Origin of the sequence: Proteus hauseri (assembly GCF_004116975.1) — a bacterium.
GTDB lineage: Bacteria > Pseudomonadota > Gammaproteobacteria > Enterobacterales > Enterobacteriaceae > Proteus > Proteus hauseri.
In genome coordinates this window covers 1,068,820-1,089,813 of record NZ_CP026364.1, presented here as the reverse complement: position 1 = coordinate 1,089,813, position 20,994 = coordinate 1,068,820, and the positions used below count along the sequence as shown (strand labels likewise).

The window sequence follows — 20,994 nt, the reverse complement described above, 5'->3', positions numbered from 1 at the left end:
AATGAATAACGCATTTTCTATTTTTCATTACGCAGCTCATCCAACTAGAATACAAGGAAATATTCTTGAAGTGATGCTGCGTAATGTATTTATTGGAGAAATTTGCCTAATAAAGGAATCTATTACCAGTGAAAAAAATATTGGTGAAGCCGTTATTATTGGATTTCGAAATGGTGTAACTATTTTAAGTATGATGGGGAGCTCTCAGGGATATTCTTTACAGGTAGTTATAGAGCCAACGGGAAATTCATTTTCTGTTGCGCTAAGTCCTAATGTGTTAGGAAGTATGATTGATATAAAAGGAAATTGTTTGTTTCGTTTTAATGATAATAAAATTGTTGACGATGTATTTTATACGAATTTTCCCATAGAAGGTCATCCACCTTTATTTAGTGAAAGAAAACCAATTACAACGATATTTGAATCAGGAGTTCGAGCTGTTGATGGATTGTTGAGTTGTGGATTAGGTCAACGAATGGGAATTTTTGCAAGTGCAGGGACAGGTAAAACAATGTTGATGAATATGTTCATTCGTTTTTCTCAAGCCGATGTTTTTGTTATTGGATTAATTGGTGAAAGAGGGCGCGAAGTTACAGAATTTATTGAAGAATTAAAACAAGATAAACGATGTGAAAAAACGGTATTGATTTGTTCAACATCGGAACAGCCAGCTATTGAGCGTTGTAATGCTGCTTTAGTTGCAACAACAGTTGCTGAATATTTTCGTGAGCAGGGAAAAAATGTTGTTTTATTTATTGATTCGATGACTCGTTACTGCCGAGCATTGCGAGACGTTGCGTTGACCGCAGGTGAACTGCCTGTTCGTAAAGGTTATCCTGCCTCTGTATTTGATAAATTACCTGCAATTTTAGAACGACCAGGTGTTACAAATAGTGGTTCTATTACGGCATTTTATACTGTTTTACTAGAAAGTGATGATGAGCCCGATGCTATTGGTGAGGAGATACGCTCTATTCTTGATGGACATATTTATCTTTCTCGCAAAATTGCCGCTTCGGGACATTATCCGGCTATCGATATTTTAGGAAGTGTTAGTCGTGTTTTTCAACAAATTACTAGTATTCAGCAACAAAAAGCAGCGTTAAAAATAAGACAAATTTTGATGCGTTTGCAGGATATTAAATTACTACAAGAACTTGGTGAGTATCATCATGGTGAAAATGAATTAAATGATGATGCTATTAAGAATCAAGCTTTAATTGAAGCATTTCTTATTCAATCATATAAAGAAAATGCTGAATTTCAACAAACATTGAAACAACTCTATGCGCTTGCCTCTTAACCAGCAACAATTAATTGATACTATTGCGAAACGACAAAAAAGAATAGAGAACGAGCAAAAAAAGAATCAACAGTTAATTACTGAAGCTGAAGTAAAGAAACTAGAGCAACAACAATTATTTTTTGCCTTAAAAAAGGAAGTTCCTACATATGAAAAAATAGGAATTTATTCTTTAATTTCACTAAATCAACAAAAGCGTAAACAAGCTATTATTTTATCATCATTAAATTACAGCACTACTCAAATTAAAGAAATTGAATATAAAATAGAAACTTTAAAAAATAATAGTCTATCTTTAAAAAAAGATAGACTGCGGACTATAAAAAAACAAAATAAAATGAAGCTTTATTTTGAAAGAAAAGCATTGGAAAAAGAGTTATATATTGAACGGTTAGAACAAAATGAAATACAGGAGATGGCATTATATGATTCACATAATATCTAACGGTAATAAAATAAGTTTGAATTCAATGATTGAATTGAATGTAAATGATATTTTAAAATCTGTATTAAAAATAGACCATGTAATGCACGAAAGTTTTGATATTTCAAAACTTTCGCCTGAAAATATAAAAAAATTAAAGAAAAAATTAAATTTAATGGATCAACTTACAAAAAAAGAGAGTGCATTAATAAAAAAAACCTCACTTACAGAAGTAAAAGAAAGTAAAAATAGTAAAAAGGAGAATCATGATGAAGAACAGCTTGAGAAGCTTGAAGGTTTATTGTTAAGTAATCAATTGTTTTTTTCTCCTACCTACGATAATTTAAAAAAACAACAGCTACATATAATACAAAAAAGCGATTCTATTAATGAAAAGATTTTTGATAAACCGACTAGTATGATTAAATCAGAATTTTATAATCCTCTTAATAAAATAAAAAATAAAAAAATAGAATTAATAACTCATCCTAATGGTGACATAAAAAAAATTACATCTATTTTTGTTGGAGATAAAAATAATTCGTTACCATTAACCTCTAATAAAATAGAAAGTAATAATAGTGAATTGATGGAAGAAATAATAAAAAATAAATTAGACTTTAAGAAAGAAGATCTTTTATCAAATGATTCAATTAATTATAAAGAAAGGATTAAACGCAAAAATGTTAATAATACGTTAGTTACAAAAGAATTTATAGTGAACCGACAACCAATTGAAAAAAATGATGAGTTAGAGATAATTAATAAGTTAAATAATGATTTTTTAAATGTTAGAACAGGAAATAATAAAAATATTTTTAGCCATAAAGGGAATGTAAAAAATAATTTTAAACTCATTAAGGATGGAGTAACATTATTGTTACAAAGAGTAATAAATTTAGATATAAAAAAAGAATTAAATAATAAAAATGAAAAAATAATAGATCCTGATGCTATCGAATTTTATAATATTCAAAGTATACAAACTCCATCAACAGTAATATTACCCAAGACAATAGATAAAGTGCTTGAGATCCCAGCATGGAAAGTTTTACAAAAAAAAGTATCAAATACCACTTTGCCACCAAGTATTATTTATGTTTTCAAACAATGGGGAAGTAATGCCCATCAAATGCAAATTAATTTTATAGATAGACAGCTACAATTAATTGCATCTACTGGCCGAGTTTATCAATCGTCTTTGGATAATTTTAATCAATATCAAGGTCGACTTTCTCTAGCATTAAACTCTGATAATAAAAGTATCCACTGGCATATTGGTGCTATTGATACAAGTACTGATAAAGAGAATGAAAAAGAATGACGGATGAGTTTGATTTAAAAAAAACAGAGAGTAATAATAAAGTTAATAATACAATGAAAATATTATCATCTTTATTTACGCCCCAAGAAATAAAAGTATCTGAACGCTATTTTTTAATCAAGGGAGAAAGCTTTTCTGGCTCATTTACTGGACTGGTTTCGGTTAATCAAGCTATGGATATTGCCTATCCTAAAAAAAATATTAATTGGACACAAATTCCTTTTTCTTATCTACAATCACTGCTTTCTATGCTTTTCTCACAAATATTATTTCCTTTTTCAAAAGAACCCATGACGTTAATTATCGATAATATTTGGGTTAATGAGCAAAAAAAAATACTTTACCCCGTAGTGAGTACTGAAATAGGTGATATATTTATTAGTGACATAAAAGGTAAGTATGAATGGATTTCTTTATCAGAAAAAAGAATTGGATCAATAGCTAAATTTAATTTTGGCTATAGTAAAATATCTATTTCCTTATTAAGAACGCTTTCTATAGGCGATATTTTTTTAATTGATAATGTTTCGTTGTTGCTCTTAATTGGTGAAAAAAAATGGATGAGCTTCAAATGGGAAGGGGAAGATGTCGTGGAATTAAATAAATTATCTGATGATTTAGAAAAAGAAGAAAAAACAAATATTGAGGAAGTATCACAAGAAAAAAAAGATCTAAAACCTATCGGTACGATCCCAGTTACGGTATCTTTTTTATTGGCTAGCAAAGTTTTATTAATTGAGCAAATCGAGAGTTTGGTGGTAGGACAGCAGATTTCATTACCAGAAAATGCTTCTCGTCATATTACATTGGCTGTAAATGGAACACCAATTGCTCAAGGTGAACTTATTCAGGTTGGTGAAAGATTTGCTGTGGAAATTCAGCATTCATATCCTTCTTACGAGCAAACTTATGGATAGTTCAACAAACTTAATTTTAACATTAGCTGTGGCGACGCTAGCACCTTTTATTATTGCGGCAGGAACATGCTATCTAAAATTTTCTATTGTCCTTGTTATGACCCGAAATGCACTTGGTGTTCAGCAAGTACCTTCTAATATGGTACTTAATGCTATTGCCTTGATGATGGCATTATTTGTAATGACTCCTATAGCAAAAAATACGTATCAATATCTTATAGATAACCCTATTGATATATCATCCCCCGATTCTTTTGAACAATTTTCGGATGATGCATTAGGAGAATATAAACAATATTTATATAAATATTCCGACCCCGAATTATTAAATTTTTTTGAAGAAGCCCAGGGTAATAGGCCTAGCGGTGATGGTAATAAAGAAAATATAGAGAGCTCTTTATTATCTTTGTTGCCTTCATATGCATTAAGTGAAATAAAGTCTTCCTTTATTATCGGGTTCTATCTTTATTTACCTTTTATTGTTATTGATTTAGTTGTTTCATGTATTTTATTAGCACTTGGTATGATGATGATGAGCCCAATTACATTATCAGTACCATTAAAGTTGATTTTATTTATTGCAATGGATGGTTGGACGTTATTATCGAAAGGATTAATTAATCAATATCTGGATTTAATGGCGGTGAATTAATGGATATGGTCTATGCTGCAAATAAAGCTATTTACTTGATTATTATACTTTCTGCTGGACCTATTGCAATAGCAACTTTTATTGGACTTGCTATTGGGTTATTGCAAACAATTACTCAAGTACAAGAACAGACATTACCTTTTGGTATTAAATTAGTAGGTGTTCTTGTTTGTTTATTAATAACTATGGGTTGGATGAGTGATAAAATATTAGTGTATGCAAAAGAGATGATAGCAATAGGGTTATCAGGATAAATGGTATGTTAATATTATTTGATTATATAAAGTTTTATTTAGTTGATCTCTTTTTGCTTACTGCGAGATTAATTCCCGCTTTTATGTTTATACCATTTTTAAATAGTCGGGTGCTTAACAGCCAGTTATTAAAATATATCGTTGTTTTTTATATAGCTATGGGTATAAAACCTAGCATTCTAATTGTTGAATCTATAAGAAATTTATGGGGTATTGTTTTAATAAGTGAATTAATTGTTGGTATTTTTATTGGCTTATTACTTGCTACACCATTTTGGATAGCATCCGCTTTTGGTGAATTTGTTGATAACCAAAGAGGTGCAAGCATTGGTGATACTATAAATCCAACCACAGGTATTGAATCTTCTGAATTTGCATCATTAACAGGGTTATTTTGTATGGCTTACTTTTTATCAACAGGTGGGTTACCAATATTAATGAATACATTAAAAGATAGTTACGATGTTTTTCCAATTGGATATTTTAACAATAAAATAGGATATGTTTTTATCGGTAATTGGTTAAATAATATGATAAAAACTGCAATTATTTTAGTTTCTCCTGTTTTAGTTATTATGTTTTTAAGTGAAGTTGCATTAGGTGTTTACTCTTTATTTTGCCCTCAATTGAATGCGTTTTCATTATCACTATGTATAAAAGGTATAATCGCATTTGCATCATTATTATTATTTTTTACTTCTGCACTGACAAATGAATTATCTAAATTTTTTAATAATAGATACTTTTATGAAATTTTCATGAGTATTTATCATGGCTGAAAAAACAGAAAAACCAACTCAGAAAAAGCTTGATGATTCAGCAAAAAAAGGTCAAAGCTTTAAAAGTAAAGAGCTAACCTCAGGTCTAGTTTATATTATTGGCATTATGTATCTATTTCATCAAGTTAGTTTAGATGAATTTAGTCGATTCTATCAATCATTATTACTACATCCTAGAAATATTACATTAAAAAGTTATATAGAAATAATAGTAAAAATATTCTTTGATATCGTTTTACCTATATTAGCTGTTACCATTTTATCAGGAACAATTCCCTCATTGTTTTCATCACGATTTAAATTAGCGACAGAAGCTATAAAATTTGATCTTAATCATATTAATCCTATTTCTGGGTTTAAAAAAATATTTAATATTAGAACGATAAAGGATTTTTTTAAAACATTATTATTTATACTTGTTTTTTTTATTGCTTGTTATTTATTTATTATTTTACATGGGCATGAAGTATTTTTATTATATCGTTCTAGCTTAGAACAGGTTATTGATAAATGGTGTTCTCTTGTTGTTAATTTTATATTTGTTTTCTTTGTTTTATCTATACCTATTATTATTTTAAATATTATTGCTGATTTTTTTCTTTTTATGAAAGATATGATGATGGAAAAGCATGAAGTAAAACAAGAAAATAAAAATATGGAAGGTGACCCAGAAATAAAATCAACACGTAAACAGCTACATCAAGAACTACTTGATGAACCAATGAAGCAAGTTATTCGTGATTCGTCAGCTGTAATTGTCAATCCTACGCATGTTGCTATTGGTATCTATTTCGAACCAGATAATGGCATTATGCCTTTAGTTTCATTACGTTGTATAAATGCACAAGCATTGGCTGTTAAGGCTTATGCAAAGAAAATTGGTACACCTGTTGTACGTTATCCTGAACTAGCAAGAAAAATTTATCATAAATATCATTTATTTGAAGTAATGATGGATAACGATTTATTAGATGTTATGGATATTTTAATTTGGCTTAAGAGGATAGAAATAGAAGGTATGCTAAGAGAAGAAATGGATTATATAAAAAATAATTAAATATTAATTATAGTTTGAATTTAAATGATAAAAAACATGTTTATTTTTATAAATATGGGTGTGTGTTTTATTAAAGTAATTAAATAATAACTTATTTAGTATCTAACCATTAATTATTCATCTTGGATGAAAGGATTAACATAATGTCATTATATGAAAAAATGTCAGAAAAAGAACTTGACCAATTAGCAAGCTACATTGTTTCAATTGTTCAAAATGGAACTTCACTTAAGGACGAAAGCTTAATTCCAGAAGGATTTATGGAAGGAATTTATTCATTTGCTTATGACTTCTACCAGAAAGGAAAACTGGATGAAGCTGAGGCTATTTTCAAATTTTTATGTCTTTATGATTTTTATAATGTTGATTATATCATGGGGTTAGCTGCAGTTAATCAACTGAAAAAACAATACCAAGCTGCTGTTGACCTTTATGCACTAGCTTATCTTAATGCTAAAAATGATTATCGACCGGTTTTTTATGCAGGACAATGTAATTTATCTTTAGGTGAAAAAGAAAAAGCAAAATATTGTTTTAATCAAGTTTTTGAAAAAATAAATGATAAATCAATAAAAGAAAAAGCCAAAGTTTATTTAGAGTCATTAAAAGATATACCACTTATTCTTATTGAAGAAACTAATAAGGAAGAACAATATGAGTGAGAAAATAAATAGTGACCATAATATAAAGGGAGTTTTCTCCTCTTTGATTAGTCATGAAGTGGAGAAAATGAAAAAAAATAATATTAATGAGTCTCAAAGAGTCGCTGCAACTGTTAATTCTCATTATATAACATATAAACTTTCAGATGAAAAAAAACATAATGATGCACCTATATTAAGAGCACCTTTGGAACAAGAAAAAAGCAATGAAAAAATTGATTTAAAATCTGATTCTAAGTATAAGATTGGCGCTTTTTCTGTTCAAGATAAACAAGGAGGTTTTATCTTGAAAAGTTCTAATATGACAGAGGGTTCTTTATCTAGAAATAAAAAAAATGAATTATTAACGGTTCGAAAAAATTTTTATGATGATGAAAATAATAATTTATTAAGTTCTAATTTAGAAGAAAAAAAATATGAATCGATATTATCCAATAAGCAAAATAAATTATCTAATAAGATAGAAAATAGTCCAACCCCGAAGTTAATTACTGAGCCATCGCAGAAAGAAAACTCAACTTACGACTTCTTATACCTTCAATTATCTTATCAAAACCTTATACACCAAAATATTTTAGATAAAATTAAAAATACAGATAAATATGAATATTATCTAAATAGATTAAAAGATCTTTCTAAAGGCGTTGATGGATTAAGAGAAAATTATAAACCTACTTTAGATAAAGTAAATAAATATAAAGATGCTTTTATTGATTATTGGATGGAAATCAATAAAGAGATAAAGGATAGAAAAATTACAACAGAGAGTGATCTCGCCGCATTTTTAGCTAATAAAAATATTAAAAATTCAGTTTTAAAAGATCTTCTTAGTAAGAAAATTAATAGTCGTGCAGAAATGGAAAGTTTTTTAAAAAGCAACTTTTCATTTATGAATTTACCTAGTGATATTAGTAAGTTTGATTTATCTGAACTAGATAATTTATATAGTCAAATTTCTAGTTTCTTAGATAATGCTTTTAAATTTATGCCAAATGTAGTGATGAGTGAAGATAAGCTAAGTTCAATCTCTTCCCATCACAATGAACTGAAAGCATTGATTAATAAAAACCAGGATAAATCAATTAGCGATGGTTTAATTAGTTTACAAGAGCAATATCGTAATATTGTTGGTGTACAAAGTAAGATTGAACTAGAAATAATGTCTGATTCTTTGTCTGGGATGGCTTTATTAACCTTTTTGTTAGCTAAAGTTCGTGAACTGACAATGAAAGTCATGCTGCAACGTTCTGAAAGTGAGCAAAAATTATTTGATGAGATGCAAGATGTTACAACAAGAACACTAAAAGAGAAAATTGAAGATCAAAAAGCCCAAATTAAAAAACAAGAAGAAATTCAATTTTGGGCTGGTATTGGATTAAAGATATTAGGAGGACTTTTAACGCTTGTTGCTGGTGTTGCGGCTATTTTTACTGCAGGAGCTTCGTTAGCACTGGTTGGTGTTGCGGTTGTGATGATGGTAGCAAGTGTGACTTTAACTGTCGCAGATGAGATTTATCAGGCTATTCATGGCAGTTCTTTTATGGAAGAAGCGATGAAGCCTATTTCAGAAGCTATAGGTGAGGCGATAGATAAAATTGCCGATTTCATTGTTGATATGTTGAACACAAGCCTCAATATCTTAAAAGATTTTGGTATGCCTACTGACATGATAGAAAAAATGAAAGAGGCTATGAAAAATAAATTAAAAATGGCAATTAAAATAATTACCGGAGTTGCTCTTCTTATTGGTGCTGTTGCATTAAGTTTTGTGGCAGGTCCAGCTTCTAATGCATTAACAAGTGTTGCGCAAAAAGTCTTTACTGAACAAGTTAAAGAAACTTTAAAGAGAATATTAAATGATTTTCTTGAAGCAATGCTAGGAAAAATGATTAAGAAAATTATTATTGAAGCTATGGAAGAGATGCTAAAAACATTTAATAAATTTTTATCTAAGAATATTGCTGGAGAAGCTTTAAATTTAGTACATAAAACTTTAGCGGTATCAAAATTAATGACAGCCAGTGCTGCAAATATAGTGAATATATATACTGCAACAATAACAGATAAAATTATTCGTTCCGTAGCCGAAAGTAAAAAGCTTGAGGAGATTTTAAAAATTATTCAACTATTAATGGATAGATTAATGGAGAGTTATCATGAACAAGTTGAGTCACTTACTGAAATGTTGAATGCAATGAGTGAACAATCATCTATTAGTAATAAAACCAAATCAAATATTATAAAAAATATCTCTATTTGATATTTTTGGAGAAATATGAATATGGCAACTAATATAAGTAATATAAGTTTAAAAAAAAATACTATTGCAGATTTAGTTAGTGAAAAAGAGGACGTTGAAACTAAAAAAATAAATGATAATATACTTAAAAATAATGAGGATAGTTTTTTTAATGCTATTAAAAATGTAGAAGTAAGTGAAGAGAAAATTAATAAGGTTAAACCTGAATTAAAAAAACCAGAAGCTGAAGTAGAAAATGTACAATCTTTAATTGAACAGTTACAGAACGATAAGAACTTACAAAAAAATAATCCAATATCATCAAGTAATTTTAATTTTTTATCTGATGAGATGATGAGTATTATCGGATTGATGATTCAGTATTTAAAAAATATGATAAAAAAATACGAATCTTCAAGAGAACTCGGTAATTTATTTATGCAAATAAGTTTAGATATAGCAGACAAAATGAAAAACGATCTGTATAAAAAAGCAGATCTTATGTTAGGTGCTGCTATCTCAAGTGCTGCGGTTTCAATGGCTATTCATGGTATAGGTGCTTTTACCTCTATAAAAGGGTTAGGAAAGTCAACGGTTGCAAATACAAATACAAACTCCATGATGATTAAGGGTACATTTTTTACATCATTAGCTGATCCTATTTCAAAAATAGTTGACCAATCAATTCAAATGGATGCACACCGTATAGAGGGTGATATTAAAGTGCTAGAAGCAAGAACTCATGCTATGGGACAAGTTGCTAATAACAATAATGATATTCAACGAGAAGCATTAGACATTGTTAAAGCACTAGTGCAAGCAATGGATGCTATTATTCGGGCTAATCAAGATGCTGCATCTTCTATCGCTGCAACTTTAAGAGGATAAAATGGTAAACCCAACTAGCTGTTATAAAAATAATAATGAAGTTAATATAAATAAAAATAACAATATAAAAGAAGATATAAATTACTCATGTGAAATAGCGAATGAAGAAAATTTAAAGGAGGAGTTTAATAAAGAAATTGAGATCGTAAAAGAAAAATTAGAGGAAAAAATAAAAGATTATATTCCTAAAGTTCCAGATTATTCAAAAAAATATTTTTCTATAGCAGAAGAGTCAATAATTAATGAAGGGAAATATGCAGTTAATAATAGTAATGTTGACAGTTTAATAAGAAATATATCAACAATTCAACAAGTAGAACTTAAAGTAAATAATAATACACCGCCAGTATCACATTCATTACGTGATTTTTTTAGTGAAGTGAAAAGCACTATTGTTGCAGGAAAAAATGATTACTTAGATGTTTTAAAAAATAATTTTTCAAGCTATATGAATTATGTAAATGATCTTAGAAATGTAATATCTGCGTTAACTCAATACACCAAATCGGCTAGTAAAGATGGGTATATTAGTGTGAATTTTAAATTGTTTCATGAGAAATTAAGTGAAATTAAGAATAAATATGAAAATATGACAGGGGAAAACTCTTTTTTTTACGCCCACTTTATTTTTGAACATGAGAATCATGGTGTTTATACAAGAGAAATAAATGGAAATAAATTATCTTATCGTAATAAAAATCAAGTTCATGATGCGATAATGACTATTGAAAAAGTATTAAAAGAGTTAAAAGGAATACAAATAACGAAAGTTGATAAAGAAATAAAAGAAAATATTGATATTAAATTAATCGCTAATATTGACTTGTCTGATTTTAATAAATTTATAGATAGTATCGATACTAGTGTGTCTGAAATTAAAGGGATATTATCAGAATCAGAACTAAAAGAAAAAAGAGAAGAATTAATATATAATAATACAAGTTTATTTGGTTTGACTAGGCCTGGCTTTGATATTGAAGCAGAAATGAGTGTGGTCATAAAAGAAAATGATCGAAAAAAGGAAGAAGCAAAATGTCGTAATATATTACAAACTGAATTTGATCTTTTTAAAAAATCACTCGATACACTAGAAAAAAGAATCAATACAAATCTAGAAGAACTTTCTAAAAAATTCAGTGCTGCAAATAGCAACTTCGATAATTTTATTAAAATTGTTAGTAGTACAATGAATACTTTATTAGAAATGGCTAAGGGATTTTTGCGTTTTTAGTTTTTTATATATATTTTATAATTATATTTTGATGGTTTTGAGAAAATAGATATAAATTATGCTGGTACTTAACATGCAACTCTTAAGAATAAATTTATTTTTATCTTTTGAGTCGCTTCTTTATTGCACGCATATAAGAGGTTAATAATGCTAAATCCAGCGATTAATAATTTAAATAATAATATAAATGAAAATAAAAGTAGATTAAATAAAAAAATTCTTGAAAGAGACAGTGAAAGTATTTTTAATGAATTAAATAATGAGTTAGAGTTAGGGCAGTTTAATGAAGAAAAATATAAAGTAAAAGAACAGTTAAGATATCAAGTTAATAATTTTGATATAAACTCTGTTGTTAATATTGAAAAAAATTATTCGCTTAAAAATGTTGCAATAATTAATGAAAATAATTATGCGAAAAATAGTAATAATTCAAGAGTGTTAACGGAGGAAATATCATTAATTCAAAATACAGATGATAAAAATAATTCATCATCTGACTCATTACATGATTTTTTTAATGAAGTTAAAAAGTCTATAGTGGTAGGTAAGTGTGATGGATTAGATATACTAAAAGACATATTCTCTAAATATATGGATTATGTCAATGAGGCAAGAACTATATTATCTTCATTTAGCCAGCATGTTAAAGCGGGAAGTAAAGATGGATATATTAAATTTGATTCAACCAATTTATTTAATGATTTAAATAAACTAATAAAAAGTATGTCAGATGGTTTAACAATAAAGAAATTTCATTTAACATTTGAAAGTAATGGTAAGGGGGATATAACAGAAAAGTTAAGGATGGTTCTAAAGATGTTAATATTTATTATGAAAATTACGATGCTGTTAACCAAAATATACAAGCAGTAGAAAAAACATTAAGTGAAATTAAAGGGTTAATATTTAAGAAAGAGGATAGATCAAAAGATCCTTATACTCGTATCTATTTTAGTTTGACAACTGACTTTTCAGATGTAATAAAGTTGCAACATGCTATAGCTAACGACTCTAAAGACATATTACAAACTGAATTTGATTTAATAAAAAAATCAATCGATGCATTTGAGAAAAAAATAAATACAAACCTAGAAGAACTTTCTAAAAAATACAGTGCGGCAAATAGTAACTTTGATAACTTTGTTAAAATCGTTAGTAGCACAATGAATACCTTATTAGAAATGGCTAAAGGTTTTTTACGTTTTTAGTCTTTTATATATAATTTATAATTATAGTTTTATAGTTTTGAGAAAATAGATACAAATTATGCTGGTGTTTAATATGCAATTCTTAGAATAAATTTTATTTTTATACTTTGAGTTGCTTCTTTATTGTACGCAATATAAGAGGTTAATAATGTTAAATCCAGTCAATAATGATTTAAGTGATAATGTAAATAAAATGAAGGATAGATTAAATAGAAATAAGCTTAACAAAGGAAGTGACTATATTATAGGTGAAGGTAGCAATGAAGCAGATTATGCTGCATTTATTGAAGAAGAGTATAAAGTTAAAGATCAATTAAAATATAAAATTAATAATTTTGATATTAACGCTCCTATTGATATTAAAAATAATTACTCAATTTAAGAGAGTGAAATAATTAATGAAATTATTTATGCTAAGAGTAATAATAATGCAAGAGTGTTAGCAAAAGAAATATCATTAATTCAAAACATTGATGCTAACAATACTTCTTCATCGGATTCATTACATGATTTTTTTAACGAAGTTAAAAACTCAATCATTACAGGGAAGAATGATTATCTTGATGTTTTAAAAGATGTTTTTCAAACTACATGAAATATGTTAATACTTTAAAAGATGCAATGTCATCACTAAGTAAATATAAAAAAGCAGGTGGTAAAGATGGATATATTAATATAGACTTTGAAAAATTTTATAATGAACTTCAAAGCGTGAAAAAATTAAGCGCTAATGCTCCAAATTTGGATGGATATTTTTATCAATTTGAAGCTAGTTTTGCACATAAGGATAATGGTGAGTTTAATCGTATATTGAATAATAACGAGATGACATATGAAAGTAATGCGGCTGCAAATGAAATAATACATACAATAATAGAGCTATTAACTGGGGTAAAAGGTCTAAATACATCAAATAATAATCACGCTTCTACTCCACCAAATATATATTTGAAGATTATTGTATCTATTGATTTTTCTGATTTAGATAAAATGATAGCAGATCTAGATAATAGAATAAATAAAAAAGTTGATATATTGCAAGCAGAGTTTGACTTGTTTAAAAAATCATTAGATGCACTAGAAAAAAGAGTAAATACTAATCTAGAAGAATTATCTAAAAAATACAGTGCCACTAATAGTAATTTTGATAACTTTGTTAAAATCGTCAGTAGTACAATGAATGCTTTATTAGAAATGGCCAAAGGTTTTTTACGTTTTTAATTTTTTATTAATGGAATAAAAAATGATAGTTATATTATGAATGATAAAAACGCGCTGTTATTTATAAAATAGCAGCGCGTTTATTTAAATCACAAAATTATGATCAGAATTTATATTCAACGCCTAACCAGTAATTACGGCCATCTTCCATATAACCTTGAGTATATTCATAAGATTTGTCGAACAGGTTATTGATTGATGCATTAGCAGAAATGCCATAACCAAAATCATAATCTAAACGAAGATCTGTTTTTGCATAGCCTGCCAATTTGTCATCTTCATCAATACGGTTATAAGTCCAGCCTTGTGCTTCTTCCATAATAGTAAAGCGAACTTGTTCAACGGGAATAAAAGTAACCCACATATAAGCTTTGTGTTTTGGTAAGCCTTCGATGTGTTCAATTTGTTTAGGGTCACTATGGATATAGCTATAATTTAAGCCAAGTTCTAACCAATCAGCCACATTCCCCTTTGTACCTAAATCTAAACCAACATAATCAATACGTCCGCTATTTTGATTTTGGAAAAAAGCCGTGCCATTGCGATAAACTGTGTGAGCCATAATCGCATCACTTACACGATTATAATAAACACTTGTTTGATAACCCCATTTATCGTTGATATGTCCTTCATAGGTTAAATCGAAAGAGAGTGCGCGTTCAGGATCTAAATCAGGATTGATAATTCCTTTTGAGCCATCTTTTGGTTTTTCCGTGGTGTAACGCTCTTTTTGTGTAGGTAAACGGCTACGATCAGAAACAGAGAAACGAACCGCATCATTATTAACTAAGGTGTATTTTGCCATCATCTCCCAGTTAAATGCGGTTTGTTTGTTATCGTCAGCGCCTTTATCAGTATCAACACTATCACGCCAGTCATAGCTAATTGCACCGACTAAATCTAAATCATTAGTCACAGCCCATTGATATTCAGAAGCAAGTGACCATGTTCTGTCTTTATAGCGCATCCAATCGCCACCTTTTTCTTTTTGAGAGCGGTGAACGTCATCTTTCCAGTGCGCAGCAAAAGAGAGCAGGTCATTTTCGCGTGCATCAATGCCTAATTGTAATGCTGCGCCCGTGCTGTAATCGTCGTAATGGCTATAGTCAACGTAGTTGCCTTTTTTAGGATACATATAGAGAGTATTTTCAAATTTATCGTGATAGGCGCGACTTTGCAGATTGATGCCATCTGTAATTTGCGTTACCCCGTTATAATAAAAACTCTCTTTATTGTAATCAGGCCATGCCCAATATTTATATTTGCCTTTCGCATTACTGCTGGTATTGGGTGGGCTATTTTTTTCGCCATCTTGTTTAATATAAGTGAAGGTATATTCATCAGAAGCGCGCGGAGTCCAGCCTATTTTTATCATGCCGCGTTTGTCGTCAGTCGCTGAGTTAGCACGACGGCCATGTGTTCCGGCGTTCTCATTATTTTCATCAGCACCCGGGATAGGTGTAAAGCGTTGTTTTAATTGACTGCCGCTAACTTGAATAAAGCCAAGTTCGTTACGAACGCCTAAACGTGCGCTCATATTGTGTGCGTAATCAGCGCCACGCGCAAAACCTTGAGAATAAGCAATGCTACCTTCTAATGGTTTTTTCGGTATTGCTGTGGTGATATTTATCGCGCCACCCATTAAGTTCGGGCCTTGCAGTAATGAGGTATAGCCTTTGTTAACTTCGATGCTGGCAAGATCATTTGTGGTAAAACGCGCTAAATCTAAGTTGCCGTCATAAGGTACATAAGTAGGAATACCATCAAAGAATACCGGTACTTGGCGGCTATCAAATCCACGTACTTTAATGGTGTATTCATTGCGATTACCTGATTTTTGCATCACAACGCCGGGTAATGTTGAAATGGCTTGTGCCGCATTAACTTTATTTTGTTCCAGCATTTGTGATTGCGTTAGCACATCTGGATTGGCTGCAATTGGGCTACTCCAAACCGTGAGTAAGTCAGGCGTTGATTGACCATAAGTAGTATCAGCAAGTGTAATATTTGGTAGTAGGGCAAGAGATAAACAGCAGCATAGAGGTTTTAATTTCATCATTCCAATCTCAATTCACAATCTATATATAAATTTTTATATAACGATATGCGTAAAAATAAATAAAATGAGCACTTACTAACTTGTAAGTACTCGGTTTGCTTATCAAACAAATTCATCGCGTTGAAAGTGACTCAAGTACGGCGAGATTTCCTCTATGCCGACACTACCGCCTCCTTGTAGCTTACTTCACTGTATTTACAACGCGCATTGCCTTTGTTTATTATTGACTAAATACGTAAACACTTACTAACTTGTAAGTTGCTATTTTTATTTAATCTTTTGGGCGCAGACGAACTTTAATATCTGCCGGTGGAGCATAATAAGGTGCAGACGTTACCATTAAGGTGATGCCTGTTTGTGCATATTTTTCTATCGTATGAAGATTAATACCGCCAGCCAATGAAAGATGGCAATGAGGGGCAGTTCTAGGCGCTTCTTGTTGAAGTAGTGCGATATCTTCAATAGAGAACTTATCGAGCTGTAAGATATCTGGTTGAGCTTTTAACGCTTCTCTTGCTTGTTCAATATCATCGGCCTCTACAACAATGCTTTTTTCAGGGGCTGCTTGGCGTAATTGTTTAACATGCAGCGCCCAATTATCGGGTTCAACTAAAAAATGACGATGATTATCAAACAGTAAAATAGTTTCTGAGCAGCCTTGGCGGTGAATAATTCCACCTCCTGCAAGCACTGCTTGTGTCGCAAGCAATTTAGTATTAGGGATATTTTTGCGTGTACAAGCAATTTGTCCTTTAGGTTGATAGCGATGATAAATAGCTAACATTTTCGCCATATAATCACTAACACCACAGCTCCACTCTAATACGTTTTGTACCACTTTCCAGCCTTGATGAAGCGCATCGGCACGACCTTCCGCGGTAATTAGCAAAGCACCTTGATCGGCAAAATTACCGTCTTGCAGATGAGTTGTTATGTTTAAGCCTAGTTTTTCAAGTAAGCGACGAGCAAGTTCAATACCGCTGATACAGCCTGCTTCGCGGCGTGTAAAGGTCATAATCCCCAGCTTGTCTTGAATATTCAGCGCGCGGCTTGTTAAATCACCATATTGAATATCTTCCATCAATAGGTTATCTAAAAAGGCATCAGGGTAATAAATCATAATAATAACTCACTTTCAGGTACCACATCCCAAGAGACCATCGCCCAATCGCGGGTTGGCGAAATCAGTGAAACACCATTTTTAATACTCTCGTGGTGATATTTTTGTAAACGGGCGATTTCATCTTCACTTAATGGACCTACTGAGAAATTAATACCTTCAATAAATTGCTCTAGTGTATTGAAATTACTTTGACAATTACGACTACGAATGTAATCAACTCTAGGGTGAATACCCATTTGATTAAGCATATTAACCGCATAAATGTAGGTGGGCAGAGTAGGAACTTCACGGCCTAACAAGCGAATAATACGTTGATCAACAAAGGTTGGTGAAACCGTATGAGTTGTATAAACACGCAGTTTGGCTTGGCGATTAAGCTTAATCAGTGCGGTTTTTAAATCCATTACAAGCGTAGAACGAGAAGCAACGGCAATATCACAACGAGGCAGTTCATCCCAGTTATCTTCCCATGAGCAAGTGATAAATTGCGCGTGATTAATGCCTGCTTGTTCGGCTCTGCGCTTAGCAACAGTTAACATCCCAGTACTGTAATCAATACCAATGATTTGTTTGAATTTATCTGCAACGTGAATGCTTATAGAGCCGGGGCCGCAACCGACATCAAGTAATGTTTCAGCGCCGGTAAAATCCATCATTTCACGAAATTTAATTAAATAAGGATCGTTAGGATTAGCGCAGGTTTCTGCCATTTTTTCAGCACGTTTATCCCAATGTTCAGGCTCTTTTTTGGTTCTTTCTGCCTGTACCATATGGTTTTTATATAGTTCATCAAAATCTGTTGTTTCTATCGTATTCATATTCTTGCCTATATTCTGTTTTTATTATCTGAGTAGGCGTGAAAATGCGCCTGAATATCTGTTGGTTTTACACCATAAAGGTGCGCTAAATTATCGGGTGTCAGTAAAATATTAGGACTATCTTGCAAAATGTGAGTATGTGATGTGAGCAAAATGACATCATCAGCCAATATTGCCGCATGTTGTGGGTGATGAGTGGACATAAATACACTAATCCCGAGCTGTTTTAATGCTTTAACTTGAGTAAGTAACTTGATTTGATTACCAAAATCTAAGCTCGCAGCTGGTTCATCCATCACCAGTAGCTGCGGTTTTTGCACTAATGCTCGCGCAATTAATACCATCTGTTTTTCGCCGCCACTTAGGGTATCAAAGGTTCTATTGGCGAGATGAGAAAGCGAAAGCATTTCTAAGGTTTCCATCGCCATGGCTTTATCTTGTTTATTAGGCATAGAAAAAAAAGATAAATGCGCACCACGCCCCATAATCACCATATCGATTACATTAAAAGCAAAGGGAATATGGCTAGCTTGTGGCACATAAGCAATGACTTTGGCTAACTCTGTTGGTGACCACTTTGTTAGCGATTTATCCGCTATCGTAATCGTGCCACTGATTGTAGGTAATAAGCCCAGCAAGGTTCTCATTAATGTCGTTTTACCACAGCCATTTGCCCCTAATAGGCAGATAATTTGCCCTTGTTTGATTCTAAATGAGAGATTTGTTATTAAGGCTTTATTTTTATAACCAATAGCGAGTTGATCCGCTTTCGCAATAATCATCCATCTCTCCTTGTTCTGAGTAATAACATCAAGAAGAATGGAGCACCAATAGCTGACGTTAAAATGCCTAAAGGAAGTTCAATATTGGCGATAGTACGGGCTAAGGTGTCAGTGATTAACAGCATTATTGCACCTACAAGCAAGGAAACAGGCAACTGTTGACTAAAGTTGGCACCCACTAACAATCTAGCAATATGGGGAACGATTAATCCTAACCAACCAATAATTCCCGCAATAGAGACAGCACTTGCCGTAATTAATGTCGCTGAAAGAATAAACACAAGCCGTGTGACTTCAACATTTAATCCGAGTGATCGTGCTTCTTCATCGGATAAACTGAGTATGTTCATTCTCCAACGAAGTAAAATTAGAGGAATAAAACCTATCAACATCAGTGGTGCGACAGAGAACAAATCAGAAGCCGTAATCGCAGAAAGTCCTCCTAGCAACCAAAATGTAATGGAAGGCAGTTGAGTATAAGGATCTGCGAGAATTTTCATTAACGAAATGGCAGAGCCACATAATGCGCTAATGGCAATTCCGACTAAAACCAGAGATAAAACAGGATCGTGTTGTCGTGCTAATTTGGCAATAAAGTAAACGAGGGCAACCGTAGCAAGCCCGCCAGCAAAGGCGAAAAGCTGAATAGAGAGCATCGATTGACCAAGAAAAATACCTAAAACCGCACCAACACCCGCACCGGATGAAACACCTAGAATATCAGGGGAAACTAATGGATTACGAAACATCCCTTGATATGCCGCCCCCGCTAATGCTAGCCCACCACCAATTAATATGGCGGCTAAGACACGAGGAAGTCTAATTTGCCAAAAAACGGTCTCAGTACGGCTATACTCAAGACTACCTGAAATTTTGTTGCTGATGAGTGTCCACAGCTCATGAGTGGTAAGTGAATACTTACCACTCGTAATAGCGATTAACGCAGTAAGAAAAAATAACGCCAACAAAAGCGTGATGCGCGCCGATTGACTCATGAAGACCCCAGCAATTGCTGACATTGCTCAGCATTTAATTGCGTATGGTAAAAATGAGCAAAATAGTTTTGTAAATCATTAGCGGCTGATTTTTCTAATCGAGGGTCAAAATGACTTTGCAAACGACGCATACCTAATAGACGATTAATACCAGGGGGCCCATCTAACCAGCCAAAAGGCAGCCCTTTAAATAGCAGTACATGTTTGTTTTTAACGGCTTGGGTGCTTTTCCATATTGAGTCTTGTGTGATTTGCTGATAGGCATTTTCATCTTGTGTGATGATAATTTCGGGATCCCACATTAATAGCTGTTCGGGTGAAATATCAGTTAGTCCCGTAAAATCAGGTACATCTACCACATTTTCAAAACCAAGCATTTCAATTGCTTCGGTATGAATAGAACCTCTGGCTCCTGTTTGTAGCCCTTTTGCTCCTCGAGCAAGATAAAAACGAGGTTTCTCTTTTTGCTGTGAAGCAAACAACAACGCATCATCAATATATTGTTGAGCAATTAATGCCAGCGTTTCTGCTTTTTCATTTACCCCTAACAAGGCTCCAGTTTGTCTTAATTGTGCTGGGCTATCTTTTAGTGTGCCATCAATCAAAACATAAGGGATACCCGTTTGCTCTGATACGCGTTTTGCTAATGAACGGTAGGTTTCATCAACATTTCCCACATCAAGAATAATATCGGGAGCTAAGCTCATTAATGCTTCTAAAGAGAGTGTGCTTCCTCGCCCTGAAAGCCGGCCTAAGCGAGGTAATTGACGTAATCCTTCAGCAAATATTGGGCTTTTTTCTAAACTTAGCGAGGAAAAACCCAACAGTTTTTCAGGCGTTAACGCCAGTAATAGTTGATCTGTTGGTGGACCTGCGCTGATTACCCGATGAATAGCATCAGGTGCGGGTATATGTCCAAACTGTGCGGCGATACGAGATGTAATTGCCGCTCTTACGGAGTGAGGCAGTGCTGAAAGTGTTGCGATAGTTGTGAGGTAGGTAAGAAATAATCGTCGATTGATAGCCATAATTTTACACTGTTATATTGATATCGTTAT

Annotated in this window: 22 protein-coding genes; 16 read left to right on the top strand and 6 right to left on the bottom strand. The window is 31.8% G+C overall.

The features are described 5' to 3' along the window. The first annotated feature begins 1 nt into the window (after nt 1). The 16 genes from sctN (at nt 2) to PH4a_RS04905 (ending at nt 14,159) form a co-directional block, all read left to right on the top strand. Entirely contained in the window at nt 2–1,303 is a 1,302-nt protein-coding gene (sctN, locus tag PH4a_RS04980; RefSeq protein WP_129038215.1) for a type III secretion system ATPase SctN, read from the top strand. After that, nucleotides 1,287–1,748: a type III secretion protein gene (locus PH4a_RS04975; protein ID WP_129038213.1), complete on the top strand. Its 462-nt coding sequence runs from the start codon at nt 1,287–1,289 to the stop codon at nt 1,746–1,748. The genes sctN and PH4a_RS04975 overlap by 17 nt, the downstream gene beginning before the upstream one ends. Beyond that, nucleotides 1,729–3,051 (top strand): hypothetical protein, encoded by a 1,323-nt coding sequence (locus PH4a_RS04970; RefSeq protein WP_129038211.1) that lies wholly within the window; start codon nt 1,729–1,731, stop codon nt 3,049–3,051. The genes PH4a_RS04975 and PH4a_RS04970 overlap by 20 nt, the downstream gene beginning before the upstream one ends. Continuing rightward, on the top strand, nt 3,048–3,968 hold the full coding sequence (locus PH4a_RS04965) for a FliM/FliN family flagellar motor switch protein (RefSeq protein ID WP_129038209.1): 921 nt from the start codon (nt 3,048–3,050) through the stop codon (nt 3,966–3,968). The genes PH4a_RS04970 and PH4a_RS04965 overlap by 4 nt, the downstream gene beginning before the upstream one ends. After that, entirely contained in the window at nt 3,961–4,620 is a 660-nt protein-coding gene (locus PH4a_RS04960) for an EscR/YscR/HrcR family type III secretion system export apparatus protein (RefSeq protein ID WP_129038206.1), read from the top strand. The genes PH4a_RS04965 and PH4a_RS04960 overlap by 8 nt, the downstream gene beginning before the upstream one ends. Beyond that, a complete protein-coding gene (gene sctS / locus PH4a_RS04955; protein ID WP_129038204.1) occupies nt 4,620–4,874 on the top strand; it encodes a type III secretion system export apparatus subunit SctS in 255 nt (84 codons plus the stop codon). The genes PH4a_RS04960 and sctS overlap by 1 nt, the downstream gene beginning before the upstream one ends. A 5-nt stretch (nt 4,875–4,879) precedes the next feature. Next, entirely contained in the window at nt 4,880–5,653 is a 774-nt protein-coding gene (gene sctT, locus PH4a_RS04950; RefSeq protein ID WP_129038202.1) for a type III secretion system export apparatus subunit SctT, read from the top strand. Beyond that, nucleotides 5,646–6,710: an EscU/YscU/HrcU family type III secretion system export apparatus switch protein gene (locus tag PH4a_RS04945; protein ID WP_129038200.1), complete on the top strand. Its 1,065-nt coding sequence runs from the start codon at nt 5,646–5,648 to the stop codon at nt 6,708–6,710. Before sctT ends, PH4a_RS04945 begins: the two co-directional genes overlap by 8 nt. Before the next feature lie 143 nt (nt 6,711–6,853). Continuing rightward, entirely contained in the window at nt 6,854–7,372 is a 519-nt protein-coding gene (gene sicA / locus PH4a_RS04940) for a type III secretion system translocator chaperone SicA (protein ID WP_129038198.1), read from the top strand. Then, nucleotides 7,365–9,632 (top strand): type III secretion system translocon subunit SseC family protein, encoded by a 2,268-nt coding sequence (gene sctE / locus PH4a_RS04935; RefSeq protein WP_129038196.1) that lies wholly within the window; start codon nt 7,365–7,367, stop codon nt 9,630–9,632. Before sicA ends, sctE begins: the two co-directional genes overlap by 8 nt. A 21-nt stretch (nt 9,633–9,653) precedes the next feature. After that, nucleotides 9,654–10,499: a type III secretion protein gene (locus tag PH4a_RS04930; protein ID WP_164971530.1), complete on the top strand. Its 846-nt coding sequence runs from the start codon at nt 9,654–9,656 to the stop codon at nt 10,497–10,499. 1 nt (nt 10,500) lies between these two features. After that, entirely contained in the window at nt 10,501–11,730 is a 1,230-nt protein-coding gene (locus tag PH4a_RS18245; RefSeq protein ID WP_244212934.1) for an IpaD/SipD/SspD family type III secretion system needle tip protein, read from the top strand. 147 nt (nt 11,731–11,877) lie between these two features. Beyond that, the gene (locus PH4a_RS04920; protein ID WP_129038192.1) at nt 11,878–12,603 is read left to right on the top strand and encodes a hypothetical protein; all 726 of its coding nucleotides are present in this window, start codon (nt 11,878–11,880) and stop codon (nt 12,601–12,603) included. Nucleotides 12,604–12,716: 113 nt separating this feature from the next. Beyond that, a complete protein-coding gene (locus PH4a_RS18125) occupies nt 12,717–12,938 on the top strand; it encodes an IpaD/SipD/SspD family type III secretion system needle tip protein (RefSeq protein ID WP_164971529.1) in 222 nt (73 codons plus the stop codon). Nucleotides 12,939–13,086: 148 nt separating this feature from the next. Further along, complete coding sequence (locus PH4a_RS04910; protein ID WP_129038189.1) at nt 13,087–13,320, top strand: hypothetical protein; 234 nt, start codon at nt 13,087–13,089, stop codon at nt 13,318–13,320. 209 nt (nt 13,321–13,529) lie between these two features. Further along, on the top strand, nt 13,530–14,159 hold the full coding sequence (locus tag PH4a_RS04905; protein ID WP_129038186.1) for an IpaD/SipD/SspD family type III secretion system needle tip protein: 630 nt from the start codon (nt 13,530–13,532) through the stop codon (nt 14,157–14,159). Nucleotides 14,160–14,262: 103 nt separating this feature from the next. On the opposite strand, the gene PH4a_RS04900 is transcribed toward PH4a_RS04905, so the two are convergent. From PH4a_RS04900 to PH4a_RS04875, 6 genes are all read right to left on the bottom strand, one after another. Continuing rightward, nucleotides 14,263–16,215 (bottom strand): TonB-dependent receptor plug domain-containing protein, encoded by a 1,953-nt coding sequence (locus PH4a_RS04900; RefSeq protein ID WP_129041806.1) that lies wholly within the window; start codon nt 16,213–16,215, stop codon nt 14,263–14,265. Between the two features lie 274 nt (nt 16,216–16,489). After that, entirely contained in the window at nt 16,490–17,338 is an 849-nt protein-coding gene (gene modD / locus PH4a_RS04895; protein ID WP_129038184.1) for a ModD protein, read from the bottom strand. Further along, nucleotides 17,335–18,159, bottom strand: coding sequence for a class I SAM-dependent methyltransferase (locus tag PH4a_RS04890; RefSeq protein WP_129038182.1), 825 nt, complete (start codon nt 18,157–18,159; stop codon nt 17,335–17,337). The genes modD and PH4a_RS04890 overlap by 4 nt, the downstream gene beginning before the upstream one ends. Nucleotides 18,160–18,167: 8 nt before the next feature. Continuing rightward, entirely contained in the window at nt 18,168–18,941 is a 774-nt protein-coding gene (locus PH4a_RS04885; protein ID WP_129038180.1) for an ABC transporter ATP-binding protein, read from the bottom strand. After that, nucleotides 18,938–19,936, bottom strand: a complete 999-nt coding sequence (locus PH4a_RS04880; protein WP_129038178.1) for a FecCD family ABC transporter permease — start codon at nt 19,934–19,936, stop codon at nt 18,938–18,940. Before PH4a_RS04880 ends, PH4a_RS04885 begins: the two co-directional genes overlap by 4 nt. Then, entirely contained in the window at nt 19,933–20,964 is a 1,032-nt protein-coding gene (locus tag PH4a_RS04875) for an iron ABC transporter substrate-binding protein (RefSeq protein WP_129038176.1), read from the bottom strand. The genes PH4a_RS04880 and PH4a_RS04875 overlap by 4 nt, the downstream gene beginning before the upstream one ends. Nucleotides 20,965–20,994: the final 30 nt, after the last annotated feature.